General features: G+C 68.1%; 27 protein-coding genes. 11 read left to right on the top strand and 16 right to left on the bottom strand.

From position 1 onward, the window contains the following. Positions 1–317: 317 nt before the first annotated feature. Positions 318–632, bottom strand: a complete 315-nt coding sequence (locus ACIBH2_RS20530; protein ID WP_397119603.1) for a hypothetical protein — start codon at positions 630–632, stop codon at positions 318–320. Between the two features lie 318 nt (positions 633–950). On the opposite strand from ACIBH2_RS20530, the gene ACIBH2_RS20525 reads away from it, so the two are divergent. The 4 genes from ACIBH2_RS20525 to sigJ all read left to right on the top strand — a co-directional run bounded on the left by ACIBH2_RS20525 (position 951) and on the right by sigJ (position 4,811). Beyond that, entirely contained in the window at positions 951–2,078 is a 1,128-nt protein-coding gene (locus ACIBH2_RS20525) for an FG-GAP repeat domain-containing protein (RefSeq protein ID WP_397119601.1), read from the top strand. A gap of 125 nt (positions 2,079–2,203) precedes the next feature. Further along, complete coding sequence (locus ACIBH2_RS20520) at positions 2,204–3,139, top strand: cobalamin biosynthesis protein (RefSeq protein ID WP_397119599.1); 936 nt, start codon at positions 2,204–2,206, stop codon at positions 3,137–3,139. Between the two features lie 102 nt (positions 3,140–3,241). Next, complete coding sequence (locus ACIBH2_RS20515; RefSeq protein ID WP_397119597.1) at positions 3,242–3,778, top strand: hypothetical protein; 537 nt, start codon at positions 3,242–3,244, stop codon at positions 3,776–3,778. 91 nt (positions 3,779–3,869) lie between these two features. Continuing rightward, the gene (sigJ, locus tag ACIBH2_RS20510) at positions 3,870–4,811 is read left to right on the top strand and encodes an RNA polymerase sigma factor SigJ (protein WP_397119595.1); all 942 of its coding nucleotides are present in this window, start codon (positions 3,870–3,872) and stop codon (positions 4,809–4,811) included. Positions 4,812–4,856: 45 nt separating this feature from the next. Here sigJ and ald read toward each other — a convergent pair whose 3' ends face one another. Further along, on the bottom strand, positions 4,857–5,972 hold the full coding sequence (gene ald / locus ACIBH2_RS20505) for an alanine dehydrogenase (RefSeq protein ID WP_397119593.1): 1,116 nt from the start codon (positions 5,970–5,972) through the stop codon (positions 4,857–4,859). Between the two features lie 65 nt (positions 5,973–6,037). Further along, positions 6,038–6,814, bottom strand: coding sequence for an MBL fold metallo-hydrolase (locus tag ACIBH2_RS20500; protein WP_397119591.1), 777 nt, complete (start codon positions 6,812–6,814; stop codon positions 6,038–6,040). Between the two features lie 71 nt (positions 6,815–6,885). On the opposite strand from ACIBH2_RS20500, the gene ACIBH2_RS20495 reads away from it, so the two are divergent. The 5 genes from ACIBH2_RS20495 (at position 6,886) to ACIBH2_RS20475 (ending at position 10,341) form a co-directional block, all read left to right on the top strand. Next, entirely contained in the window at positions 6,886–7,857 is a 972-nt protein-coding gene (locus ACIBH2_RS20495) for a GlxA family transcriptional regulator (RefSeq protein ID WP_397119589.1), read from the top strand. A 125-nt stretch (positions 7,858–7,982) separates the two neighbouring features. After that, the gene (locus ACIBH2_RS20490) at positions 7,983–8,498 is read left to right on the top strand and encodes a gamma carbonic anhydrase family protein (protein ID WP_397119587.1); all 516 of its coding nucleotides are present in this window, start codon (positions 7,983–7,985) and stop codon (positions 8,496–8,498) included. A gap of 140 nt (positions 8,499–8,638) precedes the next feature. Continuing rightward, positions 8,639–8,812, top strand: a complete 174-nt coding sequence (locus ACIBH2_RS20485) for a hypothetical protein (RefSeq protein WP_397119585.1) — start codon at positions 8,639–8,641, stop codon at positions 8,810–8,812. Between the two features lie 114 nt (positions 8,813–8,926). Beyond that, entirely contained in the window at positions 8,927–9,547 is a 621-nt protein-coding gene (locus tag ACIBH2_RS20480) for a TetR/AcrR family transcriptional regulator (protein ID WP_397119583.1), read from the top strand. 131 nt (positions 9,548–9,678) lie between these two features. After that, on the top strand, positions 9,679–10,341 hold the full coding sequence (locus ACIBH2_RS20475) for a vancomycin high temperature exclusion protein (RefSeq protein ID WP_397119581.1): 663 nt from the start codon (positions 9,679–9,681) through the stop codon (positions 10,339–10,341). Here the strand turns inward: ACIBH2_RS20475 and ACIBH2_RS20470 are convergent. The 5 genes from ACIBH2_RS20470 to ACIBH2_RS20450 all read right to left on the bottom strand — a co-directional run bounded on the left by ACIBH2_RS20470 (position 10,322) and on the right by ACIBH2_RS20450 (position 14,888). Next, positions 10,322–11,662: an acyltransferase family protein gene (locus tag ACIBH2_RS20470; protein ID WP_397119579.1), complete on the bottom strand. Its 1,341-nt coding sequence runs from the start codon at positions 11,660–11,662 to the stop codon at positions 10,322–10,324. The two genes, ACIBH2_RS20475 and ACIBH2_RS20470, sit on opposite strands and share 20 nt — an antisense overlap. Next, a complete protein-coding gene (locus ACIBH2_RS20465) occupies positions 11,662–12,567 on the bottom strand; it encodes an SGNH/GDSL hydrolase family protein (RefSeq protein ID WP_397119577.1) in 906 nt (301 codons plus the stop codon). Before ACIBH2_RS20465 ends, ACIBH2_RS20470 begins: the two co-directional genes overlap by 1 nt. 9 nt (positions 12,568–12,576) lie before the next feature. Continuing rightward, positions 12,577–12,951 (bottom strand): hypothetical protein, encoded by a 375-nt coding sequence (locus tag ACIBH2_RS20460; RefSeq protein WP_397119575.1) that lies wholly within the window; start codon positions 12,949–12,951, stop codon positions 12,577–12,579. Positions 12,952–13,168: 217 nt separating this feature from the next. Beyond that, positions 13,169–14,611, bottom strand: coding sequence for an NADP-dependent phosphogluconate dehydrogenase (gene gndA / locus ACIBH2_RS20455; RefSeq protein ID WP_397119573.1), 1,443 nt, complete (start codon positions 14,609–14,611; stop codon positions 13,169–13,171). Between the two features lie 151 nt (positions 14,612–14,762). Then, positions 14,763–14,888 (bottom strand): hypothetical protein, encoded by a 126-nt coding sequence (locus ACIBH2_RS20450; RefSeq protein ID WP_397119571.1) that lies wholly within the window; start codon positions 14,886–14,888, stop codon positions 14,763–14,765. A 108-nt stretch (positions 14,889–14,996) separates the two neighbouring features. On the opposite strand from ACIBH2_RS20450, the gene ACIBH2_RS20445 reads away from it, so the two are divergent. Then, entirely contained in the window at positions 14,997–15,785 is a 789-nt protein-coding gene (locus ACIBH2_RS20445; RefSeq protein ID WP_397119569.1) for an SDR family NAD(P)-dependent oxidoreductase, read from the top strand. 1 nt (position 15,786) lies between these two features. Here ACIBH2_RS20445 and ACIBH2_RS20440 read toward each other — a convergent pair whose 3' ends face one another. From ACIBH2_RS20440 to ACIBH2_RS20415, 6 genes are all read right to left on the bottom strand, one after another. Then, positions 15,787–16,194 (bottom strand): spore germination protein GerW family protein, encoded by a 408-nt coding sequence (locus ACIBH2_RS20440; RefSeq protein WP_397119567.1) that lies wholly within the window; start codon positions 16,192–16,194, stop codon positions 15,787–15,789. Positions 16,195–16,222: 28 nt separating this feature from the next. After that, positions 16,223–16,627 carry a hypothetical protein gene (locus ACIBH2_RS20435; RefSeq protein ID WP_397119565.1) on the bottom strand — a complete coding sequence of 135 codons (405 nt, stop codon included), beginning with the start codon at positions 16,625–16,627 and terminating at the stop codon, positions 16,223–16,225. Positions 16,628–16,674: 47 nt separating this feature from the next. Further along, entirely contained in the window at positions 16,675–18,765 is a 2,091-nt protein-coding gene (locus tag ACIBH2_RS20430; protein WP_397119563.1) for a protein kinase, read from the bottom strand. 84 nt (positions 18,766–18,849) lie between these two features. Beyond that, entirely contained in the window at positions 18,850–20,214 is a 1,365-nt protein-coding gene (locus tag ACIBH2_RS20425; RefSeq protein ID WP_397119561.1) for an MFS transporter, read from the bottom strand. A 41-nt stretch (positions 20,215–20,255) separates the two neighbouring features. Then, on the bottom strand, positions 20,256–21,734 hold the full coding sequence (locus ACIBH2_RS20420) for a glyceraldehyde-3-phosphate dehydrogenase (protein WP_397119559.1): 1,479 nt from the start codon (positions 21,732–21,734) through the stop codon (positions 20,256–20,258). 97 nt (positions 21,735–21,831) lie between these two features. Beyond that, positions 21,832–22,926: a serine hydrolase domain-containing protein gene (locus ACIBH2_RS20415; RefSeq protein ID WP_397119557.1), complete on the bottom strand. Its 1,095-nt coding sequence runs from the start codon at positions 22,924–22,926 to the stop codon at positions 21,832–21,834. A 156-nt stretch (positions 22,927–23,082) separates the two neighbouring features. Here ACIBH2_RS20415 and ACIBH2_RS20410 point away from each other — a divergent pair, with 156 nt between their 5' ends. Continuing rightward, positions 23,083–23,952, top strand: a complete 870-nt coding sequence (locus tag ACIBH2_RS20410; RefSeq protein ID WP_397119555.1) for a bile acid:sodium symporter family protein — start codon at positions 23,083–23,085, stop codon at positions 23,950–23,952. Positions 23,953–23,962: 10 nt separating this feature from the next. Here ACIBH2_RS20410 and ACIBH2_RS20405 read toward each other — a convergent pair whose 3' ends face one another. After that, the gene (locus ACIBH2_RS20405; protein WP_397119553.1) at positions 23,963–25,159 is read right to left on the bottom strand and encodes a lipid-transfer protein; all 1,197 of its coding nucleotides are present in this window, start codon (positions 25,157–25,159) and stop codon (positions 23,963–23,965) included. Next, entirely contained in the window at positions 25,152–25,574 is a 423-nt protein-coding gene (locus ACIBH2_RS20400; protein WP_397120925.1) for a Zn-ribbon domain-containing OB-fold protein, read from the bottom strand. Before ACIBH2_RS20400 ends, ACIBH2_RS20405 begins: the two co-directional genes overlap by 8 nt. Positions 25,575–25,604 lie beyond the last annotated feature (30 nt).

Raw genomic sequence — 25,604 nt, 5'->3', positions numbered from 1 at the left:
ACAGCTCGCCGAACCGGCGCACTGGCTGACGCCGGACGCAACCGTCACCCAGTGGGTGCAGCTAGCCAGGTCAGCGCCGACGGATGACATCAAGCGGACCCAACGCAGCAGCTGGCACGGCTAGCCAGGACCAGCATCGATCGATAACACGAGGAGCACCCAACCCCCGACTGGCTGGCTCCGAGCGCAGCGACGATCACCACCAGGCGACCTAACCCCTGACCGGCTGGCACAACTGGCTACGCCCGGACCCGACCGGCTGACATGACCAGCCCGACCCGCAACCGGCTGACGCGGCTAGGCGGAGGTGCGACCGGTCAGCAGTCCACGGTGCGGTGGAACGAGAGTTCGGGCCATGGCGGGCGGCGCAGGATCGCGCCCGTGACGAAGGCCACCGCGACGAGGCCGATCAGTTCGCCCATCAGGCCCAGGCGGGTGGTGTCGCAGACGGGCTCGAAGGTCACCTTTCCCTCGTGGATGACGAACACGCCCATGGGGCGTGGGCCCGTGCGGAACAGGCCGCCCGGGCGGGTGACCGTGATGACGATCGAGCCGTCCTTGGTTTCGTGTGGTGTCCCGTAGACGGCACCGTCGAGTTCGGGAATTTCCTGCAATCGGTCTTTCAGCGTCATCGCGCTTCCCCAATCGTGAGACCTTGCGGCGCACCGTGTTTCGGTGGGGTGCATGGGGAGAGCCTACGGGGGTGGGAGAGGGCGGGGGCGGTGTTGGTGATGGGGCGTTTTGGCCTCAGCGGTCGAAATTCGCTCCTTCCCCCAGAATTCCGCCACCCATACGCGATTTTCGACCGCTCAGGCCAAATTGGGCGCGTTGCCCTCCTCCAGCCCGACAACCCGCCAATTCCACAAATTCCCACCATTACCTCCAACCCCCTGTGACCCACGCCATAGAGTCCGCGACGCTCCAACACTCGCTCTACCCCAGGAACCCCTATGCGCCACACCACCGTTCTCGTCGCGGCCGCCTCCGCCTGCTGCCTGTTCGCCACGGGCACCGCCTTCGCCGGGACCATCGATTTCGCCCCGGCCGTCAACTCCCCCACCGGCGGCGATTTCCCGTCCTGGGGTCCGGGCCCCTCTCCGATCGGGGTGGTGACCGCCGATTTCAACGGGGATGGCAATGCCGATGTGGTGAGCGCCGATTTCGGCGGACCCGGTCCGGTGCTCATGACCGGCAAGGGCGATGGCACCTTCGCGCCGGGCACACGCGTCGGCACGCCGGGCAATGGGTACGGCGCGGTCGCCGCCGGTGACCTCAATGGCGATGGTCGACCCGATGTGGTCGCGCAGGCGTGGACCTTCATCGCCACCTTCATCAACAAGGGCGACGGCACCTTCGCCAGCCCCAAGACCTTCGCGACTCTCGAAGGGGCGCAACAGGAGGTGATCATCGCCGATGTGAACGGTGACGGCACCAACGATGTGCTCAGCCTGGTTCCCGCGGGCGTGAAGACCTGGATCGGCAAGGGCAACGGCGATCTCGACGGCGGGGATTCGGCGATCATTCCGGGCGTCGCCGCCGCCTTCACCGTCGGCAATTTCAATGGCGACGGAAAACCCGATCTCGCGATCAACAACGATGTGCTGCAACAGGTGCACGTATTCACCAATCGCGGCAACGGCAGCTTCGAATCGCGCGGGGCCAGCACCTCGGGGCTGATCACCGAGGATATTCGCGCCGGTGACTTCGACGGCGACGGTATCGACGATGTCATCACCGCCGATTCCTTCTCCTTCTCCACCACCGTCCTGGTCTCCGACGGCCGCGGCGATTTCGAGAAGACCAACCGCCTGCCCGTCTCCGGTCTCGGCCCCACCAGCATCGCCGTCGGCGATTTCGACCGCGACGGAAAACTCGACGCCGTCATGTCGGCGGTCCTCAACTCGAAACTCGTGGTCTTCAGCGGCAACGGCGACGGCAGCATCACCCGCGCGGGCGAGCACAGCGTCACCTCCCAGCCCCAGACCCCCGCACTGGCCGACTACAACCGCGACGGAAAGCTCGACGTGGTGGTCGCGGGCAGCGCCAACGAGCTGTCCTTCCTGAAGAACCAGTCCTGATCCGCACACTCCAGCTACCTCGGAGCGACCCTTCCAGCGGGGGCGAACGACGGACAGTCCTACGCGAGACACTGTGCCCCAGGGCCGGACGGGTCGGCCCGTCGCGGTCGGCTACCCTCCCCCGAGTGCGTACCGGGACGTCGACCGCGGCGGGATTGCTCATAGGTTTCGCGCTGGACCGCGCGTTCGGCGACCCCCGCCGCTGGCATCCGGTGGCCGGATTCGGTTCCGCCGCAATAATGCTGGAGAAGACGACCTACCGTGACAGCCGCGCCGCCGGGGTGCTGCACGAGGTCGTCCTGGTCGGCGCGGTCACCGGGATGGGCATCGCGGCGCAGCGGGTCGTACGCCACGCGACCGGCGAGGTAGCCCTCACCGCGCTCACCACCTGGACGGTGTTGGGCGGGCGCAGTCTCGCCCGCACCGGTCGCGAGATGGCCGATCGGCTGGAATCCGGTGATATCGCGGGCGCGCGGGAACTGCTGCCCTCGCTGTGCGGCCGCGACCCGGAGGTTCTCGACGCCGACGGGTTGGCCCGCGCCGCACTGGAATCCATTGCCGAGAACACCTCCGACGCCACCGTGGCACCGCTGTTCTGGGGTGCGGTGGCGGGCGTGCCCGGGCTGCTGGCCTACCGCGCCATCAATACCCTCGACGCCATGGTGGGCTACCGCAACGACCGCTACCGCCACTTCGGCTGGGCCGCGGCCCGCACCGACGACGTCGCCAACCTCGCCCCCGCCCGCCTCTCCGGCGCGATCACCACCGCCCTGGCCCCGCTGGTCGGCGGCCGCCCCGCCGACGCCTGGCGCGCCTGGCGCCGCGATGCCGCCAACCACCCCAGCCCGAATGCCGGAGTAGCCGAATCCACCATGGCCGGGGCCCTCGGCATCCGCCTGGGCGGCCGCACCCACTACCGCCACGGCACCGAAATGCGCCCCACCCTCGGCGACGGCCCAGCCCCCCGCGTCCCCGACCTGCGCCGCGCGGTAACCCTCTCCGAAGCCGTCCAACTCGCCACCGCCCTCATCGCCGCGACCTTCGCTCTGCGCCGTCGCTGAGGATAGGGAGCCCGCTACCATCCACACCGCTGGATCGCCCCTCCCGTCGCTCCAGACCGAATCCGGTTGGTGGGCCGTGGATTTCCCGCATAGCCTGCGGCGGTGAATGATATTTTTCCGCTGTTGAAGCCCGCCGATTGGGAGCACCGGGATCTGGTGGTGCACGATCGGTTCGGGTTCGGGGAGGACGCGCTGGTGGTGGCCTACGCGCGTGACGGCGACGGCAATTTCGAGATCATTACTCAGGGGTCGCCGGAGGCCGGGGATCCAGAGGGGTTGCGGCGCTTAGCGTTCGGGAATCTGGCCCGGCAGCGGTATCCGTTCGAGGTGGCGGAGGCCGGTGGGCTGCCGTTCGCCACCGCGTCGGGCCATGATTTCGCGGCGGAGAAGGTGCTCGATCCGGCGACCGTGCTGGAGGCGCAGCGGCTGTTGGGGACCGACTCCATTCAGATCGCGGTGCCGCGGCGGACCTGCCTGATGGCGTTTCCGCAGGACCTGACCGCCGACCAGGTACAGACCATGATCAAACTGGTCATGTACACCTATCTCGACGATTCATACGGCAATGCCCCGATCACGCCGTCGCTGTTCCTCTTCGACCAGGGCGAACTGGTGGGGTTCGGGCGCATCGGCGGCTGAGGGCGGGAATGTCACACCCGTTCGCCCTGTTTCGTCGTCCTGGAGAGAGCAGATGTCGCCGCGCGAGGCGGCCCGAACGAACGGCGAGACAGTGGCGAACCAGACCAGCGCACCCGACCCGGCCGACCTGGCCCGGGAATTCGAGGAGCATCGGGCGTATCTGCGGCGGGTCGCCTACAGCACGCTCGGCAGCCTCAGCGATGCCGACGATGTGGTGCAGGAGGCGTGGCTGCGCCTGCAACGCTTCTACGAGACCCGGCCCGAGGGCGCGGAGATCGAGAATCTGCGGGCGTGGCTGACCACCGTCACCGGGCGGCTCGCACTGGACCATCTCGGTTCCGCGCGTGCCCGTCGCGAACAGTACGTGGGCGAATGGCTTCCGGAGCCGGAGGTGAGCGCGTGGGAGGACGATCCCGCCGACCGCATCTCCCAGGACGACCGCGTCACCACCGCCCTGCTGGTGGTGCTGGAATCCCTCTCCCCCGCCGAGCGCACCGCCTTCGTCCTGCAGGAAGTGTTCGGTATGACCGGACCCGAGGTGGCCGATGTGGTGGGCCGCACCCCGGCGGCGGTGCGGCAGTTGGCCTCTCGCGCGCGCAAGCACGTGCAGGAGGGCACCCCGCGCTTCCCGGCCAGCCGCGACGAACATGCCAAGGTGGTATCGGCGTTCTCGGTGGCGTGGCGTTCCGGTGATCTGAGCGCGCTGCTCGGCATGCTCGACAAGGACGTCACCTTCACCGCCGACGGCGGCGGCAAGGTCATGGCCTTCCTGGAACCGCTGCACGGCGCGCAGACGGTGGCCGAGACCTTCCTGTCGTTCCTGCGCATGGCGGGCGAGGTCGGCGGCGCGTGGGGCCGCCGGGTACTGGTCAACGGCCTGCCCGGCCTGATCATCTTCGACGGCAAGAACACCGGCGTGTTCTCCTTCACCGTCGACGACGGCCGCATCACCAATATCAATGTGGTCCGCAACCCCGACAAGTTGCAGAACCTGCCGCTCGATGCCGGACCGGAATGGCCACTGGGCGAATAGGTTTCGCCCCACACGCCCCGGAGCCTCACGGGTCCGGGGCGTGCCCTATTGCCGGGCCGAGGCTCCGCCGAACGACGCCAGGCCGTGCGCCTGCGCCACCTCCACCGAATACAGCTTTCCAGCGTCGGCCGTAAGCCCCTGTGCCAGACCGGGATCGGCATCGCAGGCCGCGCGCCACCCCTTCTCGGCAATGGCCTTGATATAGGGCAAGGTCGCATTGGTGAGCGCGGAGGTGGAGGTGTGCGGCACCGCGCCGGGCATATTCGCCACGCAGTAGAACAGCGAATCCCCCACCCGGAACGTGGGATTCGCGTGCGTGGTGGGATGTGAGCTCTCGAAACACCCGCCCTGGTCGATGGCGATATCGACCAGCACGGAACCGGGCCGCATCCGCTCGACCAATGTGTCGGGCACCAACTTCGGTGCGCGCGCCCCCGGCACCAGCACCGAGCCGATCACCAGATCCGCCGCCTCGACGGCCTTCTCGACCTCGGCCGTATTCGATCCGAGGGTGGTGATACGCCCCGCGAACCGAACATCCAACTCGCGCAACCGCTGCAGATTCGTATCGAGCACCGTGACCCGCGCCCCCATACCGACGGCCACCAACGCCGCATTGCTCCCCGCCACCCCGCCGCCGAGCACCACCACATCGGCCCGCCGCACCCCCGGCACGCCGCCGAGCAGCACCCCGGCCCCGCCCTGCGGCGACATGAGGTGATACGCGCCGACCTGCGCGCCCAGCTTCCCCGCCACCTCGCTCATCGGCGCCAGCAGCGGCAGTGACCCGTCGGCCCCGCGCACCGTCTCGTAGGCGATGGCGGTGATCCCGGACCGCAGGATCGCCTCGGTGCACTCGCGCGAGGCCGCCAAATGCAGATAGGCGAACAGCACCTGCCCCTCCCGCAGCCGCGAATACTCCTCGGCCACAGGCTCTTTCACCTTCAGTACGAGCTCCGCCGTCCGCCACACCTCGGCGGCGGCGGGCAGTATCCGCACGCCGACCTCGGTGTACTCCGCATCGGTGAACCCCGATCCCACCCCCGCGTCGGCCTCGACCATCACCTCATGTCCGTGGCGCACCAGCTCCCCGGCCCCCGCCGGGGTGAGCGCCACCCGATACTCCTGCTGCTTGACCTCCCGCACCACGCCGATCCTCATACCGCCATCGTGGACCACGCGACCCGCGCCCGCCATCACCGCCACGTCTCGATGTGGGCAACCGGCTACCCGGCAGCTACGGCCATGACCTCGCCGGTGACCGGAATCCGAAGCTGCCCCGCGCGACCCGCGTAGGCGAAGTTGCGCTCCAGGTACTCGAGGCTCTCGGAGAAGTGCGCCCACCCTTCGGCGTGCACCGGCACGATCACGGCCTCGCCCAGCGCCGCGGCCGCCCGCACGGCGCTGCGGCCGTTGAGGGTCACATCGGTATCGCCGAAGCGGCCCGGATTCGCCGCTCCCACATTGAGAATCGCCAGATCGATGCGCCCGATCCGCTCGACGATCCGCTCCACGCGCTCCACCGACGCGTTGTCGCCGGACACGTACACGGTGGGCAGACCCTCGGCCTGGAGCACGAATCCGGTGACCACGCCCGTCACCGGTTCGCAGCTCTCCGGCCCGTGCAGCGCGGGTACGCCGGTGACGGTCACCGCGCCGATGGTCACCGTCTCCCAGTTCTCCAGCCCCCGAACGTCCATGCGGGTGGCGGCATCCGGGGTCGAGAGCGTGGTCGGCACGGTGGCCAGGAATTCGCGGCCCGACTTGTCCAGGTTGTCGGCATGCTGATCGTGCGACAGCAGCACCACGTCCACCGGCCCGACCCGCTCGGCGCGCACGGCGGGTCCGGTCAACTTGTGCAGGGTGACCGGCCCCGGGTAGTCGCCCGGCTCATCGAAGGTGGGGTCGGTCAGCCAGGTCAGGTCGCCGTAGCGGAAGCGCACGGTGGGCCCGCCGATGTGCAGCAGTTCGACGGTGCCGGTGCGGTCGATCGTGTTCGTCATACCGGTAACTCTCGCGCGCGGCGACAAGATCGAGAAGTGGCCTGAAGGCCGCCTAGCGCTAATATCGGGCCATGCATCGCGTGGCGGTTCTGGCCTTCGACGGCATCAGCCCCTTCCATCTCTCCGTCCCCGGGCTCGTCTTCGGACGCATCGGCACCGGCCGGGAGCAGGACGCTCCCTACCGCGTGGAGACCTGCGCCGAACAGCCCGGAACCCTGTCCACCCCAGCGGGTTTCGATATCGCCGTGCGACACGGCCTGGAGGCCGTCGACCGCGCGGACACGGTCGTCGTCCCCAGCTGGACCCGCCGCCGCGCCCTGCCCGAGCCGATCCGCGCGGCCCTGCACCGCGCCCACGACCGCGACGCCCGCATAGTCGGACTCTGCCTCGGCGCGTGGGCGGTGGCCGACAGCGGATTGGCGGACGGACGCGAGATCACCACCCACTGGTCCGCCGCCGCGGAACTCCAGCGCGCCTACCCCGCCGTCACCGTCCGCGCCGACACGTTGTGGACCGACCACGGCGATGTCATCACCTCCGCCGGAGTCGCCGCCGCCCTGGACTGCTGCCTGCACATCGTGCGCGCCGACCACGGCAGCCGCACCGCCACCGAACTCGCCCGCGCCCTCGTCCTGGCCCCACACCGCAGCGGTTCACAGGCGCAGTACATTCCGGTGGCGGTTCCCGAACCGATCGACGACGACCCGATCGAACACGCGATGGTCTGGGCGAGAACGCATCTCGACGACGCCATCGACCTCGACACCTGGGCGCGGACCGCGCTCATGTCACGGCGCACCTTCACCCGGCGGTTCCGGGAGCGCACGGGGTCGAGCCCGCAGCAATGGCTGCTGCACCAGCGCGTGGACCGCGCGCGGCTGCTGCTGGAGTCGACCGACGCCACCATGGACAGGATCGCTGCGGAGGCGGGGTTGGGGACGGGGGTGAATTTGCGGCATCACTTCCGGCGGACGTTGGGGGTTTCTCCGGCGGTGCATCGGGCCACGTTTCGGGCGGGGCGCGAGGTGGGGCGGGCTGGTTGATCATTGGCCTGAGCGGTCGCAAATCGTGATCGGAGGCGCGATTTCGGCGTCCCGAGTCGATTTGTGACCGGTCAGGCTCAACCCTCCCCCGGCGACCACCCAACCCCTCCTCTACCGTCACCCCCATGAAGATCCGCCTAGGCGAACACGCCCCCCACATCGACGACACCGCATGGATCGCACCGAACGCCACCGTCATCGGCCGCGTGAAACTCGGCCCAGAGGTGAGCGTCTGGTACTCCGCCGTCCTCCGCGGCGATATGGACGACATCACCGTCGGTGCGCGCACCAATATCCAGGACGGCTGTGTCCTGCACGCCGACCCCGGGTTCCCGTGCACCGTCGGCGCCGGAGTCTCGGTGGGGCACAATGCGATTCTGCACGGCTGCACCGTCGGCGACGATGTACTCGTCGGCATGGGCGCGACCGTGCTCAATGGCGCGGTCATCGGCGCGGGCAGCCTGATCGCGGCCAATGCGCTCATTCCCGAGGGCGCGCAGATTCCGCCGAACTCGCTGGTGGCGGGTGTGCCGGGCAAGGTGCGCCGGGAGTTGGGCGAGGCCGAGTTGGAGCGCATCAAGCTCAATGCCGCTGTCTACCTGCACAACACGAGCCTGCACCGCGATGGTCAAGAGGGGTGACTGAAGGGGGTGGGTGATCTTCCACACACTGAACAAGTGACCATATAAGTCGCTGCTAGCATCGGGCGCAGCGTTCCCGGCGGCCCGGGCTGTGCCGCCGCTTGCCGGGTGCGCGCTCGGGGCTAGCAGGAGGTTTGACGGTGTTGTACGAGCAGGACGGTATGCACCGACGGCGGATCAGTGTGGCCGATATCGCGGCCCAGCCGGGTGGCATGGAGGCGCTACAGCGCCGGGTGCACGAATTACGTTCCAATGGCATCGATTTCGCGGCCAATGCGATCGAGCGGGAGATGGCGGCGCTGAACGTGCGCTGACCGGCGACACGCGGTGGCCGGACCGCGCCTGTGCGCATTCGGGCGGGGCGATGAAATAATGACGCCCGCCTTGCCGCATCGACGCGGTCAACCCATCGATCGACTGGAGACTCGATGCCCTCCGTGCCCGCCATCCTGCAGCGCATTCTGGAAAAGCCACGCGCGGACGGCGAACAGCTGCTGGAGAGCGCGCTGTCGGCGTTCCTGGATTTCGGGATCAAGCGGACCAGCATGGGCGAGATCGCCCGGCGCGCGGGTATCAGCCCGGCCACCCTGTACCGGCGCTTCGAATCCAAGAACGAGCTCGTCGAGGCGGTGAGCGTGCGCGAGGCGCAGCACTTCGTCGCCGAAATCGACAAGCGCGTACAGGCTTTCGAGGCCAGTGACGATCAGCTCGTGGAGACCTTCGTCGCCTTCATCACCGCATTGGCCCGCAACGAACTGCTGCAGCGGCTGTTGCGCACCGAACCGGATCTGGTGCTGCCGAGGCTCACCACCGAGGGCGGCCCCATCCTCGAGGTGGGCCGAATCTATTTGGCGGGCAAGCTCTCCGAGCTCAAGGCCGCCAATCGAACCACCGATTTCGACGCCGACCTGGTCGCGGAGATCATGGCGCGCCTGGCCCTTTCGCTGGCGCTCACCCCGGACGGCATCATCCCGCTCGGCAACGAGGATGCCGCCCGCGAATTCGCCCGCCGGACACTGCTGCCCATGGTCGGTGTTAACCCCTCCTGACGGCGGCGCAATATGTCGGTGTGGGGAATCGGACAGTGAGCCGGACGGCTCGTCTTCGTGGTGGGCTCCGCCGCGCGGGGAATATGCTGGCGCGGGCCGCAATTCGCGGATGGGCGTGGTTGCGCCCCTGGTTGCGGCCTCGCGCCCTGCTGCGGGTGGCGGTGGTCGCCACACTCACCGGGATGCTCGCCGTCGTGCTCTGCGCCGGTGTGGTCCGCTACCAGGCGCGCGGCCACGAGTACGACGCCGCGGCCGTGCCCGCCACGGAGGTCGCCATCGTCTTCGGCGCGCAGGTCTACGACAATGGCGAGCCCTCGCCGTATCTGGCGGCACGGCTGGATATCGGTCGGCGGCTGCTGGAATCGGGAAAGGTCAAGGCGCTCTTGCTGACCGGCGACCATGGGACGCCGACCTACGACGAGCCCGAGGCCATGCGCCGGTACCTCGTGGGCAAGGGCGTTCCGGCCAACAAGATCGCCTTGGATTACGCCGGTTTCGACACCTATCAGTCCTGCACCCGCGCCTACCAGATCTTCGGTGTGCGCCGGGCCATCGTGGTGACTCAGGATTTCAGCGTCGCGCGCACGGTTTCGCTGTGCCGGTCGGTGGGGCTCCAGGTCGATGCCGTGGCCGATCGCGGCCAGCCGCACGAGGGCGTCTGGATCAAATGCTGGGTGCGCGATCAGCTCGCCGCGACCAAGGCGGTGTGGGAGATGGTCACGCAGCCGGATCCGACCTTCCTGGGCCGCGAGGAAACGTCGGTGCGCGACGCGATCATGGCGACCCCGACCTGACGCGCCGCCCCGAGAACCGTCGCATGAGCGGTACGTCGACCCAGTGGTAGAGCGCGGCGGCCGCGAGCACCGAGAGCACCAGGCTCAGGGTCGCGAATCCGGCCCAGCCGAGCAGGCCGAATCGCTTTCCGCCTATGAGGGTTCGGGTGATGAGGACCATGACCGGGAATTGGATGAGGTAGAAGGCGTAGGAGATATTGCCCAGCCACACCATGCGCGGGTGGGCGTTGAGGCCTCGAATGCCGTGCAGGTCGCGGGCCGCCATGGTCGCCACGACGGCGGTCATGGGTACGAGCAGCAGGGCCGACATCTTGTAGTTCACCGGCACCACCCAGGTGGCGGCATAGGCCAGCGCCAGCGCGAGCAGCGGCCAGCCGAGACGCGTGGTGCGCCAACGGCCTTCGAGCACCATGCGGGCGGCCAGGACGCCGAGGAAGAACTCGGGCAGCCGTGACGCCGGGAAGTTGTAGCTCAGCCAGTAGGACGGTGAGACCGGGATGTCGGGCTGGCGGAACCATGCCTGTGTGGCGTGCAGCTCGAAGAACGGTGAGGCGTCGCCTGGAACGAGCCGGGGCGCGAAGGCGTTGGCGATGCCCTTCGGTCCCGGCACCCAGAGGTAGTAGGCGGTGTGCAGGGCCGCGATGGCGAGCACGAGCAGTCCGGCGGCCAGCAGCAGCCGCCGGGTGGGGATGCGCAGCACGAGTGGGAGCAGCAGGGGAAAGCTCAGGTAGAACAGCATTTCCGAGGCCAGGGACCAGGCGGGCACATTCAGCCCGCCCACGGTGGTCCACTTCGGCACCCAGGTGTGCACGAGCAGCAGGTTCGGGGCCCAGACGATCAGCCGGGCCAGCGGTACGCCCGCCACCACGATGAACGCGGCGGCCGCCAGCAGATGCGTCGGATAGATCTTGAGCACTCGCCGCCGATAGAACCCGCGCACCGACATGCCGGGCCGAAACGACCAGTAGATGATGAACCCGGACAGCACGAAGAAGAAGGTGACACCGGCCGCCCCGAGCTGCATGGGCACCCACTGGTGGATTTGGCGAAACAACTCGGATTTCTGGAAGGGGTACACCGGCAGAAACACCAAGGCGTGCAGGACGAATACCGCGAACGCCGCCCACCATCGCGCCCCGGTGAGCGACGGCAGCGCGGGGCGTTTGTCGATCGTGGACTCCTCCGCCCCGGTCTCGCCTGCCGCCAGGGTTCCGGCCTCGCTGGGTGTAAGCGCTGCCCGCGGCGGGTCTTCCGAATCTTGGGGTACGTCTCGGTCCACACCGGCCTCGGTGGACTGTCGCGCCGCGGACAACTCGACCACTAGCGCCCCACCTGTGCGTAAATCCCCTGTGCCACAACCTCGTCCCCGCGCGCCGACGGATGGAACGGAATCGCGTCCGGATCGCGCGGATCCTGAAAGTCGTTGATCCACGGCTGCTCCGAGCACAGCCCGTGTCCGGCGGTCGCGGCGCGCGAGTCGAAGAAGTCGACACCCAACAGCTGGGCCGCTTCGCGCTGGGCCTGGTCCAGGCGGTTCACGAATTCGATGGCCGCTTGTCCACGCGGCTGTACGAAGCGCACGACGCCGAATGCGTTGAAGCACACCGAATCCTGGCCGGACCGGAACAGTTCCGGATACCCGACCAGCACGATGCGCGCATTGGGCGCGTAGTACTTCACGTACTCGACCACATTGCGCAGCCGCTCGGCGTACGCCGCTCCGGTGACGCCCCGATAGTCGGTGATGCGCCCCTGTTCGGCGGCGTCGCTACCACAGCCCTGAATCAGATTGAGCACACACTGCTGCAGCGCGTACCACATGGTCGTGTCGTTCGCGCCCCACCGGTCGTTCATGCCGAACTGCAGGGCCACCACCTTGGTTCGCGGCCCGAACGCGCCCGCCTTGTCGGCCTGCTTCGCCTCCCATGCGGCGGTGTAGCTCGGCGGGGTGTCGATCGACGCGCCCGGACAGGACATGTCGAGATAGTCCGGGGTGTCGGCCACGCCCATGAGTCGACTCAACTGCGTCGGCCACGAGGTGTCGCCGTGCCAGCACTCCACCGTCTGCGCTTCCAATACCCAGGCATTGGCGCTGAACGAATCACCCAGCACCACAAGCTCTTTGCCCTCGGCCGGAGCGGACGAACCCACACCCGCGCCGGTCACCGACGCGGCGACCGCCACCGCCAGCGCGCACATCCACCGTGCGCCGATACCTCTTCCCACCGTGCTACCTCAGTATCCCGCGCGGGGTTCGAAGCCCGGATCCGACAGTGTCGGCGCGGGTTTCGCCGGTTCCGGGGCCTGGGTCACCCGCGGGGCTGGCGCGACGGTCGGCTGCGGTACGGGTGCGATCGTCGGCTCCGGCGCGGGTGCGACGGTCGGCTCCGGCACGGTCGGCTCGGGCACAGCGGGCTGCGGCACCGCTGTCTCCGAGGTCGGCGCGACCGAACTGCTCACCGGCGCAACGGAACTCACCGCACTGGTCGGCTCCGACCGCGCCGGTTCATTGTCGCTGCCGCACGCCGCCACCCCCCACAGCGCGAACCCGCCGACTACCGCCACCGCGCCCCGCATCACCGCGACCCGACCCGGGATCCAAGACTTCATGGCAACCTCGCCCAAAAATGTGAAACGAAAATCTTTCATTGGGCCGTGAGTGTAAGCATTATCTTGGCCCCGCCGGAAGGATTCCGCGATCATTTCCCCTCCCCCCAATTCCTCTCCCCCTGACTTCGTGGGCGCGCACGACCCCCGCCACAGACGAACGGACGGGGCCCGTGCCGATGCGGCACGGGCCCCGTCCGTGGTGGTGGAAGATCCCTGGCTACGCGGAGACCTCGCTGCGGTCCCCGCTCCACAGCGTGTGGAACTTACCCTCGGCGTCGACGCGCTCGTAGGTGTGCGCGCCGAAGAAATCGCGCTGGCCCTGCGTGAGCGCGGCGGGCAGGCGCTCGGCGCGCAGGGCGTCGTAGTACGACAGCGAGGAGGCGAAGGCGGGCACCGGGATGCCGAGCAGCGTCGCGGTGGCGACCACCCGCCGCCAGCTGTCGATGGCGGTTTCGATGGCCTCGCGGAAGTACGGGGCCAGAATCAGGCTCGGCAGCTCCGGGTTCTCGGCGTAGGCGTCCTTGATGCGGTTGAGGAAGCGGGCGCGAATGATGCAGCCGCCGCGCCAGATGGTGGCCATGTCACCGGGATTCAGATCCCAGTTGTACTCGGCGCTTCCGGCGGCGATCTGGTCGAAGCCCTGGGCGTAGGCGACGACCTTCGAGGCGTACAGCGCCTGGCGAATGTCCTCGGTGAATTGCGCCGCGTCGGTGGGCTTTTCGGCGAGCGTGCCGGAGGCGAGGCCGACGGCGGCCTTGCGCTGGGCGCGCGAGCCGGACAGGGCGCGGGCGAACACCGCCTCGGCGATACCGGTCACCGGCACGCCGAGGTCGAGCGCCGACTTGACCGTCCAGCGGCCGGTGCCCTTCTGCTCGGCGGCGTCCACGATCACGTCGACGAGGGGCTTGCCGGTCTTGGCGTCGACCTGGTTGAGCACCTCGGCAGTGATCTCGACCAGGTAGCTCTCCAGATCGCCGGAGTTCCACTGCGTGAACACGTCCGCGATCTGCTTGGCATCGAAGCCGAGCGCGTCGCGGAACAGGTGGTACGCCTCGCCGATGAGCTGCATATCGGCGTACTCGATGCCGTTGTGCACCATCTTCACGAAGTGACCGGAGCCGTCGGGGCCGATATGGGTGCAGCACGGGGTGCCATCGACCTGTGCCGCAATGGATTCCAGCATCGGGCCGAGCGATTCGTAGGACTCCTTCGGGCCGCCCGGCATGATGGCGGGGCCGTTGAGGGCACCCTCCTCGCCGCCGGAGATGCCCGCGCCGACGAAGTTCAGCCCGCGCTTGGCCATGGCGGCCTCGCGGCGGATGGTGTCGGTGTAGAGCGCGTTGCCGCCGTCGATGATGATGTCGCCCGGCTCCATGGCGTCGGCGAGCTCCTCGATCACGGCGTCGGTGGCCTCGCCCGCCTTCACCATGATCAGGACTCGGCGCGGCTTCTCCAGCGCGGCGACGAACTCCTCGATGGTCTCGGTGCGGACGAAATCGCCGTCGCCGCCGTGCGCCTCCAGCAGGGCGTCGGTCTTACCGATACTGCGGTTGTGCAGCGCCACGGTGTAGCCGTGCCGCGCGAAGTTACGGGCGATATTGCTACCCATGACCGCCAGGCCGGTAACGCCGATCTGGGCGCGCGCTTGCGAGGTCGCCATGAAACAGCTCCGTTCGACAGGTGTAGTTGCGTGGCCGCACGAACCCATGCGGCGGCATCGGGGAAGACTTCCATGACGCCTGCCCCTTTTCTACCGTCTCAGGTCGGCCGAGTGGAAACGCGCGACCCCTCCCGCAGGTGAACGGCGCTGGTCAGTCGTCGCCGTGGCCCTCGCACCACTGCTGCGCGGGGACCGTGGCCCGCACGTCGGCGACGTGCTCGCCGCAGCCGTCCCATGTCGTCTTCCCGCAGCTACGGCAGGTGACCGGATAGCACATCAGTCGTCCTCCAGACGGTTGTCGGTAATCGACGGACCAGTGTACGGAGGGGGCGGCGGGGCGCTGCGGGGCCTTCTGCGAAGTGGGATCCGGAACTAGAGTCCGGGGATGGATGTAGCGAACTCTGCGGCCGGTCGGGTCGCGCTGGTCACCGGCGGCGGACGGGGCATCGGACGGGCGATCGCACGCGCGCTCGCGGCCCGCGGCGCGGCGGTGGCGGTGAATTGGTCGCGCGACGAGCAATCGGCGAAAGATACTGTCGCGCAGATCGAATCCGAGGGCGGCCGGGCGATCGCGGTGCGTGCCCCGGTGCAGGATCACGAGGCCGTCGCGGCCATGGTCGAGCAGGTGGTCGCGGAGCTCGGGGCGATCGACATTCTGGTGCACAATGCCGGAATCGCCAGTCGCGGCAATACGGTGGCCGATACGCCGGTCGCCGAGGTGGAGAAGCTGTTGGGCGTGCATGCCATCGGGCCGCATCACCTGACCGGTCTGGTGCTGCCGTCGATGCGCGGGTGTGCGCGCGGGGATATCGTCATGGTCAGCAGCGTGGCCGCGCATCAGCTCGGGGCCAATGGCGCGCCCTACAATATGGCCAAGGCGGCCTTGGAGGCGTTGGCGCACACCCTCGCGAAAGAGGAAGCGGCGCATGGCATTCACGTGAATATCGTCGCGCCGGGTTTGGTCGCGACCGATATGGGCGACCGGCTGACGGCCGCGCTCACGGGCGGGGCGGCGCGGCAGGCGAGCGATCTGGATGCCAGTTCACCGTTCGGGCATGTGTGCCGTCCCGAGGAAATCGCCGATGTGGTGGCATTTCTGGTGTCTCCGGCCGCCGGATATCTCACCGGGCAGCGGATTGTGGTCGATGGCGGAGCGCAACCGCACCGGCCGTGAGTCAGTGCTTGCGGCGGGTGAGGAGGGCGCGGGCGATGCCGCCGACTCCGGCGGCGGTGACGACGGCGGCCAGCGGTACGAGGATATCGAGCCAATGGCTGTGGATCGCTCGGTAACGCGTTGTGCCATTGGCGATTTCGATGTATCCGAGCGGTTGGACGCCGACGCCGCCAGCGCCGCCCCCGCCGCCCGAGACCGACTCCTCCCCGAGGTCGGCGCCGGTACCGCCGCCGAAGCCGAAGCCGACCCGGGCCACCGGGATCACGGTTACTCCCTCGCGGCTGATCGGTTCACCGAAAACCGTTGCGACCGAAGCGCGTCCGCCGAGGCGGTCGGTGAGCCGCTCCAGTAGGTTCGCCGCCGCGTCGGCGGTGGAGCGGCGCTTGTCGAAATCCTCCAGGGTGCCCATGGGTTCGAGTATGACGCGTGAACCTCGCTCAGCCCAGGGCGCGGCGGGCGGCCTGCACGGTATCGCCGGGGTGGGTGTTGAAACACAGCACCGCCGAGGGGGCCAGCCGGTGCACGACATTGAGGACGCGTTCGAACAGCGGCGTGTACTCGGGTACCAGGCGCAGACCGGCGCCGAACATCACGCAATCGAATGCCCTTGCGGTGAGAGTCTTTTCGAGCACCGCTTCGGCGGTCTCACCGAGGTCGACGACGCAACGGTGCACGGTGAAGCCCACGGCGGCCAGGTCGGCGTCGATCTCGTCGCGGGTGACGCGCGTCCCGCTGACATCGAACCGCTCCATGACGCGTGGGTCTATGAGCGTGGGATCGACGCCGACCAACAACAGGGTCCGGCCTTCGGGGTGCGTGGCGTGGTCTTCGGGCAGAGCCATACGGCGCACCCTAAACGGTGAACTGTGCTGCCGCTCAGGGTATCTCGCTATCCGTGCGCGACGGCGGTCGTGGTCGTCACCGGTGTGCTGCTGGAGACGAGTTTGCCCACCTGAAGCGTCACCGCCGCGTCCAATGCGAGGGTGGTGCCCGAGGCCGGGGTTTGGCTGATGATCACGCCGACTCGACTGGAATCGGTGACGGCGGTGGTGGATTGCCGCACGGAACCCTTCCAGCCCAGGTTCCGCAACGCGGATTCGGCCTGTGCGACGGTCATTCCCGTGACGTCCGGCATGGTGAGGGTGGTGGCGGTGACGGGACCGGTGGACACGTAGACGGTGACCTTCGAACCGACCCGATACTTGGTTCCCGGGGTGGGATCGACGGCGACGACCGTACCTTTCGCGCGGTCGTCCTGCCGGTCGATCGAGACGACGCTGAACCCGAGGCTCTCCAACTGCGCCTTCGCCTTGGCGAGCAGGCTGCCGACGACATCGGGCACCGCGACCGTTTCGACCACCTGGTCGGTGGTGACCGGCGTCCCCGTGGACTGCACGACGGTGTCGGAGGTCTGCACCGTGGTGGTGACGGCCACGGAGGTGGTCGTCACTTCGGAGCTGATGGTCGTGGACAGTGTGGTCTGCGCACCGTTGTCCTCGGCGGTGCCACGCGTCGTCAGGTACGCGGTGACCGCCAAGCCCGCGACGACCAGCGCGACGGCGACGAGTAGGGGTTTGCGGCCCGAATGGTGTCCGCGACTACCGGGTTCGTTGGGCTCGCGCCCGAACTCCGATGGCTCGTTCCTGTACTCCGTCGGCACGTCCCCGGGCGGTGAGGTGCGGGCTCCGGTCGTCGCGATCGACTGCGGCAGCACCTTGGTCTCCGGAGCCCCCGAGGCCTCGGGTCGCATGGCACCGGGCACCGACGGCGCGGACGTTCGCTGCGAGGAAGGTCCGGCGTTGCGCATGGTCGTCACCGGCACCGAGTTCGCCCGCTGGGGCGCGGGCCCGGTATTCCGCACGGGCGGCACCGGCGCTGGCCCAGTATTCCGCGCAGCCGTCCCCGGCATCGCGCGCTGTGTGGACGGCCCAGTGGTCACCGGAGGCATCGGCGTGCCACGCTGCGAGGACAGCCCAGTGGCCGCCGAGGTCCCTTGCCGCGGTGTCGGCCCCGTCTTCTGTCCCGCCTGCGTGGTCGCCGAGGTGTTCCGCGCACCGGTATCCCGCGGCCCTGTGGGTCCGAGTCGCTCACTCCCGCTGGGGAATACGGTGTTCGGGTCGATGGCACGGAATCCGCCCGGGGTGGATTCGCGAAGCGCTTGTGTCGCCGCCCGCGCGAGTTCCACGCAGCTGGCGTAGCGCTGCTCGGGCCGCTTGGCCAGGGCTCGCGCGACCACGTCGTCGAAACCCCTTGGTAGACCGCCGATGTGGGCGCTGGGTCGCGGTAGCGGCGAGTAGGCGTGACCATAGGCGATCTTGGCGACGCTGTCCCCGGGGAAGGGCAGTCGCCCGGTGAGCATGTGGAACAGCGTGCAGCCCAAGGAGTACACGTCGGCTCGGTGGTCGGCGTCGTCGGATTCGGTCAGCCGTTCCGGGGCGGCGTACTGGAAGCTGGCCAGTACCTCGCCCTTGCGCGTCAGCTGGCGGCTCTCGTCCGCGAGCTTGGCGATCCCGAAGTCGGTGAGCAGCACCCGCTCGTGCCGCCCCTGGGTCAGCAGGATATTCGCGGGCTTCACGTCCCGGTGCAGGATTCCGGTCTCGTGCGCGTGGTCCAGCGCGGCGGCCGTCTCACCGATGATCCGCACGGCCCGTGCGGGGTGGATGGCGCCGAAGCGCAGCGCGGACGCGACATCGATGCCGTCGACGAAGGTCATCGAGATCCACAGCTGGTTCTCGTGTTCCCCGCGCGCGTACACGGTGACGATATTCGGATGCTCCAGCCGCGCGACGGCATCGGCTTCGCGCCGGAACCTGATTCGGTGCTCAGGGTCCCCGTCGGCTGTGGTCAGCAGTTTCAGCGCGACGAACCGCGGCAGGTCGCGGTCCCGTGCCTGATATACCGCCCCCATCCCACCGGCCCCGAGCTTGCGCACTATCTCGTAACCGGCGAAATGCTCGCCCGGTGTCAACGGATTACCCACCGCGTGTCCCCCCTTCAGCAGCTCGGCGACGAATGGTTATCGCGCATCGCGCCACCGGCGCAACCGAGCGGCGCGGCGAGCGTTTCAGCAGCTGGGCGTGCCACCGAGAGTGCGCACCGACAGGATGGTCAGCGCGGCGACAGCGGCGATGGTCGCGGCCGTCGCGAAGACGGGAGCCAAGGATCGCGCGGCATCGGAACCCTCGGTCCCGAGCCGTCCCAATGCGAGAACTCCTGTGCCGAAACCGATCTGACGCATGGTGCTGGTCAGCCCCGCGGCCATACCAGCGCGTTCCGGGACGGCGAGGGTGATGGCCGAGCGCGCCACGTCGGGATTCATGTACCCGGCCGCGAATCCCATGATCAGCATGCCGGTCACCACACCGGGCGTGGACGGCACCACCGCGGCGAGCGCGGCTCCTATCGCGAGCCCGGTGAATCCGATCCCGAATCCACGTCGAAAGCTATGTGTAGCTTGCGCGATCGGAATGAAAGCCGCGAACACCAATCCGGCCGTCAAGGGCAGCACGCTCCACGCGGCGCGCACGGGGCCGACCTCGCCACTGGCCCCCAGCCGTTCCGGAACGATGATCAGCAGGCACCAGAAACACAGCGAGAACGCGACGGGCACCGCCGTCACCACGATGATCGCCGCATTCGCGAAATACCCCCGGTCGATCACCCGCCTCGGCCCCGGCGCGCGACTCAGCAGGACCACCGAACACACTGCCGCACAGCTGATTCCGCCGACAATCGCGATCACCCCGGCCGCCGACACCGCGAGGAACAACCCCGCGCACAAGCCGACGACGAGCACCTGCCCGAAGGGATCCAACGAGCCGTCCCGGCGCGGCCCGTCACCGGGCACGAGCCGCCGAACCGCGACCCCGCACACCATCAGAATCGGCACATTGACCAGGAAAACCCAACGCCACCCGAGGTATTCGGTGGCGACACCCCCGACCAGCGGTCCGAGCGCGAAACTCGCACCCATGATCGCACCCCAGATCCGAAACGCGGTCTGCCGCCGAGGCCCGGCGAACGACTGGGCCAGGATCGCCAGCCCCGCCGAATTCAGCACCGCCGCGGCGCACCCCTGCACCAGCCGCGCGACAACGAGTGTCGGAATCGTCGGAGCGAGCCCGCACGCCAGCGAGGAGACGGCGAAGAGCGCCGCGCCACACAGGAATACGCGCCTGCGCCCATACACGTCCGCGATATGCCCGGCCGCGAGCATCAGCGCGCCGAAGGTGAGCGTGTAGCCGACGACAACGCTGGAAATCCCCCAGGCCGACACCGGGAGTTCCCGGTGAATCGTCGGCAAGGCCACGCCGATGACGGTGGTGTCGATCCCGATCGCGAAGGTCGTGAGACTGACCGACCACAGCAGCACATGCCGCGCCCAGCCCCACCCGGCCCGCGCCTCACGGTCCGAAATCTGGTCGACCATCAGCGAAAACTAGTTGGCCGACCAGGTTTCGGACAAACGGTTTATCCCGCGTCGGCGGCGGCCAGCGCCGGAACATCCTCGGCGCGGTCCCGCAGCAGCGGGTAGGTTGGGTATTCGATACCCGAGATGTACTGCACCGTGCGCACCACCTGGCACGAATAGCCGAATTCGTTGTCGTACCAGAGATACAGGATCGCGGTATCGCCATCGACAATGGTCGCATTGGCATCCACGATCGACGCCGCGCGCGAACCGATGAAATCGCTCGACACCACATCGGTGGCCGCGGTGTAGTCCAGATTGCGGCTCAACGGCCCGGCCAGCGACACCTGGCGCAGGTACTCGAGCACCTCGCTCTTGGTGGTCTCCCGGCGCAGCTGCAAGTTCAGGATCGCGATCGAAACATCCTGGGTGGGAACGCGAATCGAGCTGCCGGTGATCTTGGCCTGGAAGTCCGGCATCGCCTTGGCGACCGCCGAGGCGGCGCCGGTTTCGGTGAGGACGAGGTTGAACGGCGCGGAGCGACCCCGCCGGTCGGCCTTGTGGTAGTTGTCCAGCAGGTTCTGGTCGTTGGTGAACGAATGCACCGTCTCCACATGACCGCGGACAATGCCGAATTCGGTGTCCATCGCCTTGAGCGGCGGCACGATGGCATTGGTCGTACACGAGGCGCACGACACGATCCGATCCGACAGATCCAGATCGCGGTGGTTGACGCCGTGCACGATATTCGGGACATCGCCCTTACCGGGCGCGGTGAGCACGACCTTCGCGATACCGGGGCGCAAATGCTGCGACAGGCCCGCGCGGTCACGCCATTTACCGGTGTTGTCGATCAGGATCGCGTCGTTGATCCCGTACGCGGTGTAGTCGATCGCCGCCGGATCGTCGCTGTAGATGAACTTGATGACATTGCCATTGGCGATGATCGTCGAGTTCTCGGTATCGACCTTGATGGTGCCGTTGAACTTGCCGTGCACCGAATCCCGCCGCAGCAGCGACGCGCGCTTGGCCAGGTCGCCCTCGCCGCCCTTGCGCACCACCACGGCCCGCAGATTGAGGCCGTTGCCGGAGCCGACCTTCTCGATGAGCAGCCGCGCGACCAGCCGCCCGATCCGGCCGAAGCCGTAGAGCACCACATCGCGGGGACCGTGCTCGGCCTTGTTGCCGTCGGTGACATCGGCCAGCGCGGCGGCGGTGAACTCGGAGACGGACAGGCCGCGCCCATCGGTGCGGAAGCCGGTGACCAAGCGGGCGAGGTCGATCTTGCAGGGACCGAGGTCCAATGTGCTGAGCACCTCGAGGAAGGGCAGCGTCTCGTCGATCGAGAGCTCCTCCCCCTCGATCTGGCGCGCGAACCGGTGCGTGCGCAGAATGCTGATCACCGACTTGTTCACCAGAGACCGGCTGTGCAGGAGGATTGTCACCCCCTTCTCGCGATACAGCTTTCCAATGATCGGAATCATCGCCTCCGCGGATGCCTCATGAGCGTTCCAGCGGTCAAGATGGTCGTTAGTCAACACACGTCCTCGGGGTTTCCTCGATATGTACGACCGATGCTAACCAGGGCCGAACTATCACAGAGCCCCGCTACCCCCTTGTGAGGACGGCCGGGGGTCAGGGTGCGCACATGGCGGCCTCGACGAGCCGGTCGACGGCCGCGGTGAAGTCGTGGCCGGTGGCATCGGTGATCGACAGCGTGACGCCGTAGCGCCCGTCCGGGCTGCGCAGGGCGAGCGAGCCGAAGCCGTTGACATAGCCGTTGTGCCCCTGCCCGAGGCAGCCGTTCGCGTCGAGGTGGGATTCGTAGAGGCCCAGGCCGTACCCGTAGGAGCCGTGCACATGCCGGAAGGCGCGCATCTCGGCGAGCAGATGCGGCGGCAGCAGGCGACCGTCCAGCAGGGCCGCGAGGAAGGTGTGCAGGTCCCGAGTCGAGGAGACGATGCCGCCCGCCGCCCACACATACGAGGGGTTCTGGTCGGTGACATCCATCAGGCCGCCGCCGTAGTCGTAGTAGCCGTGCGCGTGCGGCCCGAGAATGCCGTCGAAGGTCTGCGGCACACCGGTGCTGAGCATGAGCAGCGGCAGCGTGATGCGGGTGTAGACATTCACGTGATAGGGCAGCCACGACGCCTTCTCGATGAGCATGCCCGCGACAATGTAATTCGTATTCGAGTACGCCCACCCGCTCCCGGGCGCGAACTGCAAGGGTTTCTCCGCCGCCCACCGCACGAAATCCGGCGGTTGCCACGTGCGCCGAATATCGGCGAGCGTATCCCCCACCATCGGCGGATATCCCCCGCCGCCATTGAGATAGTCGAGCAGCCCACTCGTCTGCCCGAGCACCATTCGCACGGTGATTCGAGGATCGATCCCGAATTCGGGCAGCCACCCCGCCACGGAATCATCCAGCCCGATCCGCCCCTCGCCTACCAGCTGCAACAGCGCCGTGGCGGTAATGGTCTTGGTAATACTCCCGATCCGAAACCGCGCACCCGCGGGAATCGGATCGGGCCGCCCCAATTCGACGACCCCGGCCGAACCTTCCCAAATCCCGGCGGGTGTGTGCACATGCGCCTGTACGCCCGCCGCTCCCCTCGCGACAATATCGTCCAACGCCCGCTGCCAATTGCCGGGATCGGCGGTGGCGGAAGTTTCGACGGAACCGGCGAAGAGAATCGCGGCGGACAGGACGAGCAGCACTCGACGCATTTCGCGCACAGTAATGGAACAGCGCCGCCGAGTATCGGCGACACGCTGCGATTGTCAGGGATCCATCGGGCGGTCCGCTCGCCCGGCTCGCGTTCGTCGGTACCGGTGGCTAACGTCGTCACCCGGTGCTACGGGGGACGGTGAGAGGAGATCCACATGGGTTCAACGGTTTTCGCGGTGCTGCTGCCGATCGCCCTGGCTTTGATCATGCTCGGGCTCGGCCTGACCTTGACCGTCGACGACTTCGCGCGAGTGCTGCGCTATCCCAAGGCGGCGGTGATCGCGCTGGTGTGCCAGATGCTCGTGCTCCCGGGCGTCTGCCTCGGGCTCATCTACCTGTTCGGACTCGACGGTGCGCTGGCGGCGGGCATGATGCTGCTCGCGGCCTCCCCCGGTGGGCCGTCGGCCAATCTGTTCAGCCATATCGCTGGCGGCAATGTCGCGCTCAATATCACTCTGACAGCGGTGAATTCGGTGTTGGCGGTCTTCACGATGCCCCTGGTGGTGGCGCTGTCGTTCGCCCTGTTCCTGGAGGATTCGGAGTCCATCGGCCTGCGTCCGGACAAGTTCGCCCAGGTCTTCGCGATCGTGTTGATCCCCGTCGCCCTCGGCATGTACCTCCACCGGCGCTTCCCCGCCTGGTCCGAACGCATGCGCGGCAAGGTGAAGATCCTCTCGATCGTCGTCCTGGTCCTGGTGGTGACCGCCGCCGTGGCCAAGAACTTCGACACGCTGACCGAGAACATCGGCACCCTGGCCTCGATCTGCCTGCTCTTCGCCGTAATCAGCCTGACCGTAGGCTATTTCGCCCCGAAGCTGCTGAACGTCGACACCGACCAGGCCATCGCCTCGGCCATGGAGATCGGCATCCACAACGGAGCCATCGCCATCGCCGTGGCCGCCTCGGTCCTGCACAACGACACCATGGCGGTCCCCGGCGCGGTCTACGGCGTCCTCATGAACCTCCCCGCCGCAGTGGCCGCCTACCTGCTGGCCCGTCACACTCGCGTCGCGGCGCGAGTGTGACGGGCCGAGTTCAGCGGGTGGCGATGATGGCCGAGCCGTGGCCGAAGAGGCCCTGGTTCACGGCTATGCCCGCGCTGGCGTTCTCGACCTGGCGGCCGTCGGCTTGGCCGCGCAGCTGCCAGGTGAGTTCGCAGATCTGGGCGATGGCCTGGGCCGGGATGGCCTCGCCGAAGCAGGCCAGGCCACCACTGGGGTTCACCGGGATGCGGCCGCCCAATGTTGTTGCGCCGCTGCGCAACAGCTCTTCCGCGCCGCCTGTTTCACAGAGGCCGATGTCCTCGTACCAGTCCAGTTCCAGGGCGGTGGAGAGGTCGTAGACCTCGGCGAAGGAGAGGTCGGCGGGGCCGAGTCCGGCTTCCTCGTAGGCGGCGTGGGCGATGGCGGAGCGGAAGGTGTGCGGTGGGGGCTCGACGGCGACGGCGGAGTCGGTCGCGAAATCCGGTAGGTCGAGAACGGTTTTCGGGAAGGTCGGGGTGACCGTGGAGAGGGCGCGGATGCGGACCGGGTCGGTGATGCCGCGGCGGCGCGCGTACTCCATCGACGTGAGGACCAGGGCCGCGCCGCCGTCGCTGGTGGCGCAGATATCGAGCAGCCGCAAGGGATCCGAGACGATCGCCGAGGCGGCGACCTCCTCGGCCGACACCTCCTTGCGGTAGCGGGCATAGGGGTTGTTCAGGCCGTGCCGGGCGTTCTTCACCTTGACCGCGGCGAAATCCTCGAGGGTCGCGCCGTGGATCGCCATCCGGCGGCGGGCGTAGAGCGCGAAGTAGATGGGATTCGTCGCGCCGAGCAGATGGAAGCGCAGCCAGTCCGGATCGTCGCGGCGGTCTCCGCCGACCGGCTGGAAGAAGCCCTTCGGGGTGGCGTCCGCGCCGACCACCAGCGCCACGTCGCACAGGCCCGCCAGAATCTGCGCGCGGGCATTGGCGATGGCCTGAGCGCCGGAGGCGCAGGCGGCGTAGCTGCTCGAGATCCGCGCACCCGACCAGCCCAGCGCCTGGGCGAAGGTCGCGCCCGCGACGAATCCGGGATAGCCGTTGCGGATGGTGTCCGCGCCCGCGATGTAACCGACGTCGAGATGGTTCACCCCCGCGTCGGCCAGCGCCGCGCGCGCCGCGACCAGGCCGTACTCCACGAAATTGCGGCCCCACTTGCCCCATTGGTGCATACCCGCACCGAGGACGGCGATATCGCGATCGTCAGTCATTGACCGGCCTCCACATCCACACCGTGTGCTCGGCGTCCTCGTCCTCGTACAGCGTGCCCACGGTCAATTCGACCGGCATGCCGACGGCCAGGTCCTCGACGGTGAACTCGCGCACGACCTGCCCGAGAATCACCATCTGCTCGACCTCGAGCTCGACGGCCGCGACGACATACGGCTCGAACGGATCACCCGAGACGTAGGGCGCGGGCGGTTTGTAGCGGGCATCGGCGTACGACCAGATACGGCCACGCGTGGAGAACAGGTACTCGTCGAGCTCGGACCCATCCTTCGGCGCCGCGCACCGCGGATTGCGACAGGCGAGGGTGTTCCGGGGGAAATACGGTGTGCCGCAAGCACTGCAGCGGCTTCCCTTCAGACGCACCGCGCCGTCCTCCGCGGTGAACCAGTCGGCCACCGCCGGGCGTTGTTCTTTCTGCACAGCCCG

Source organism: Nocardia sp. NPDC050406 (genome assembly GCF_044459025.1).
Lineage (GTDB): Bacteria > Actinomycetota > Actinomycetes > Mycobacteriales > Mycobacteriaceae > Nocardia.
This window is presented reverse-complemented; position numbering and strand designations above follow the sequence as displayed.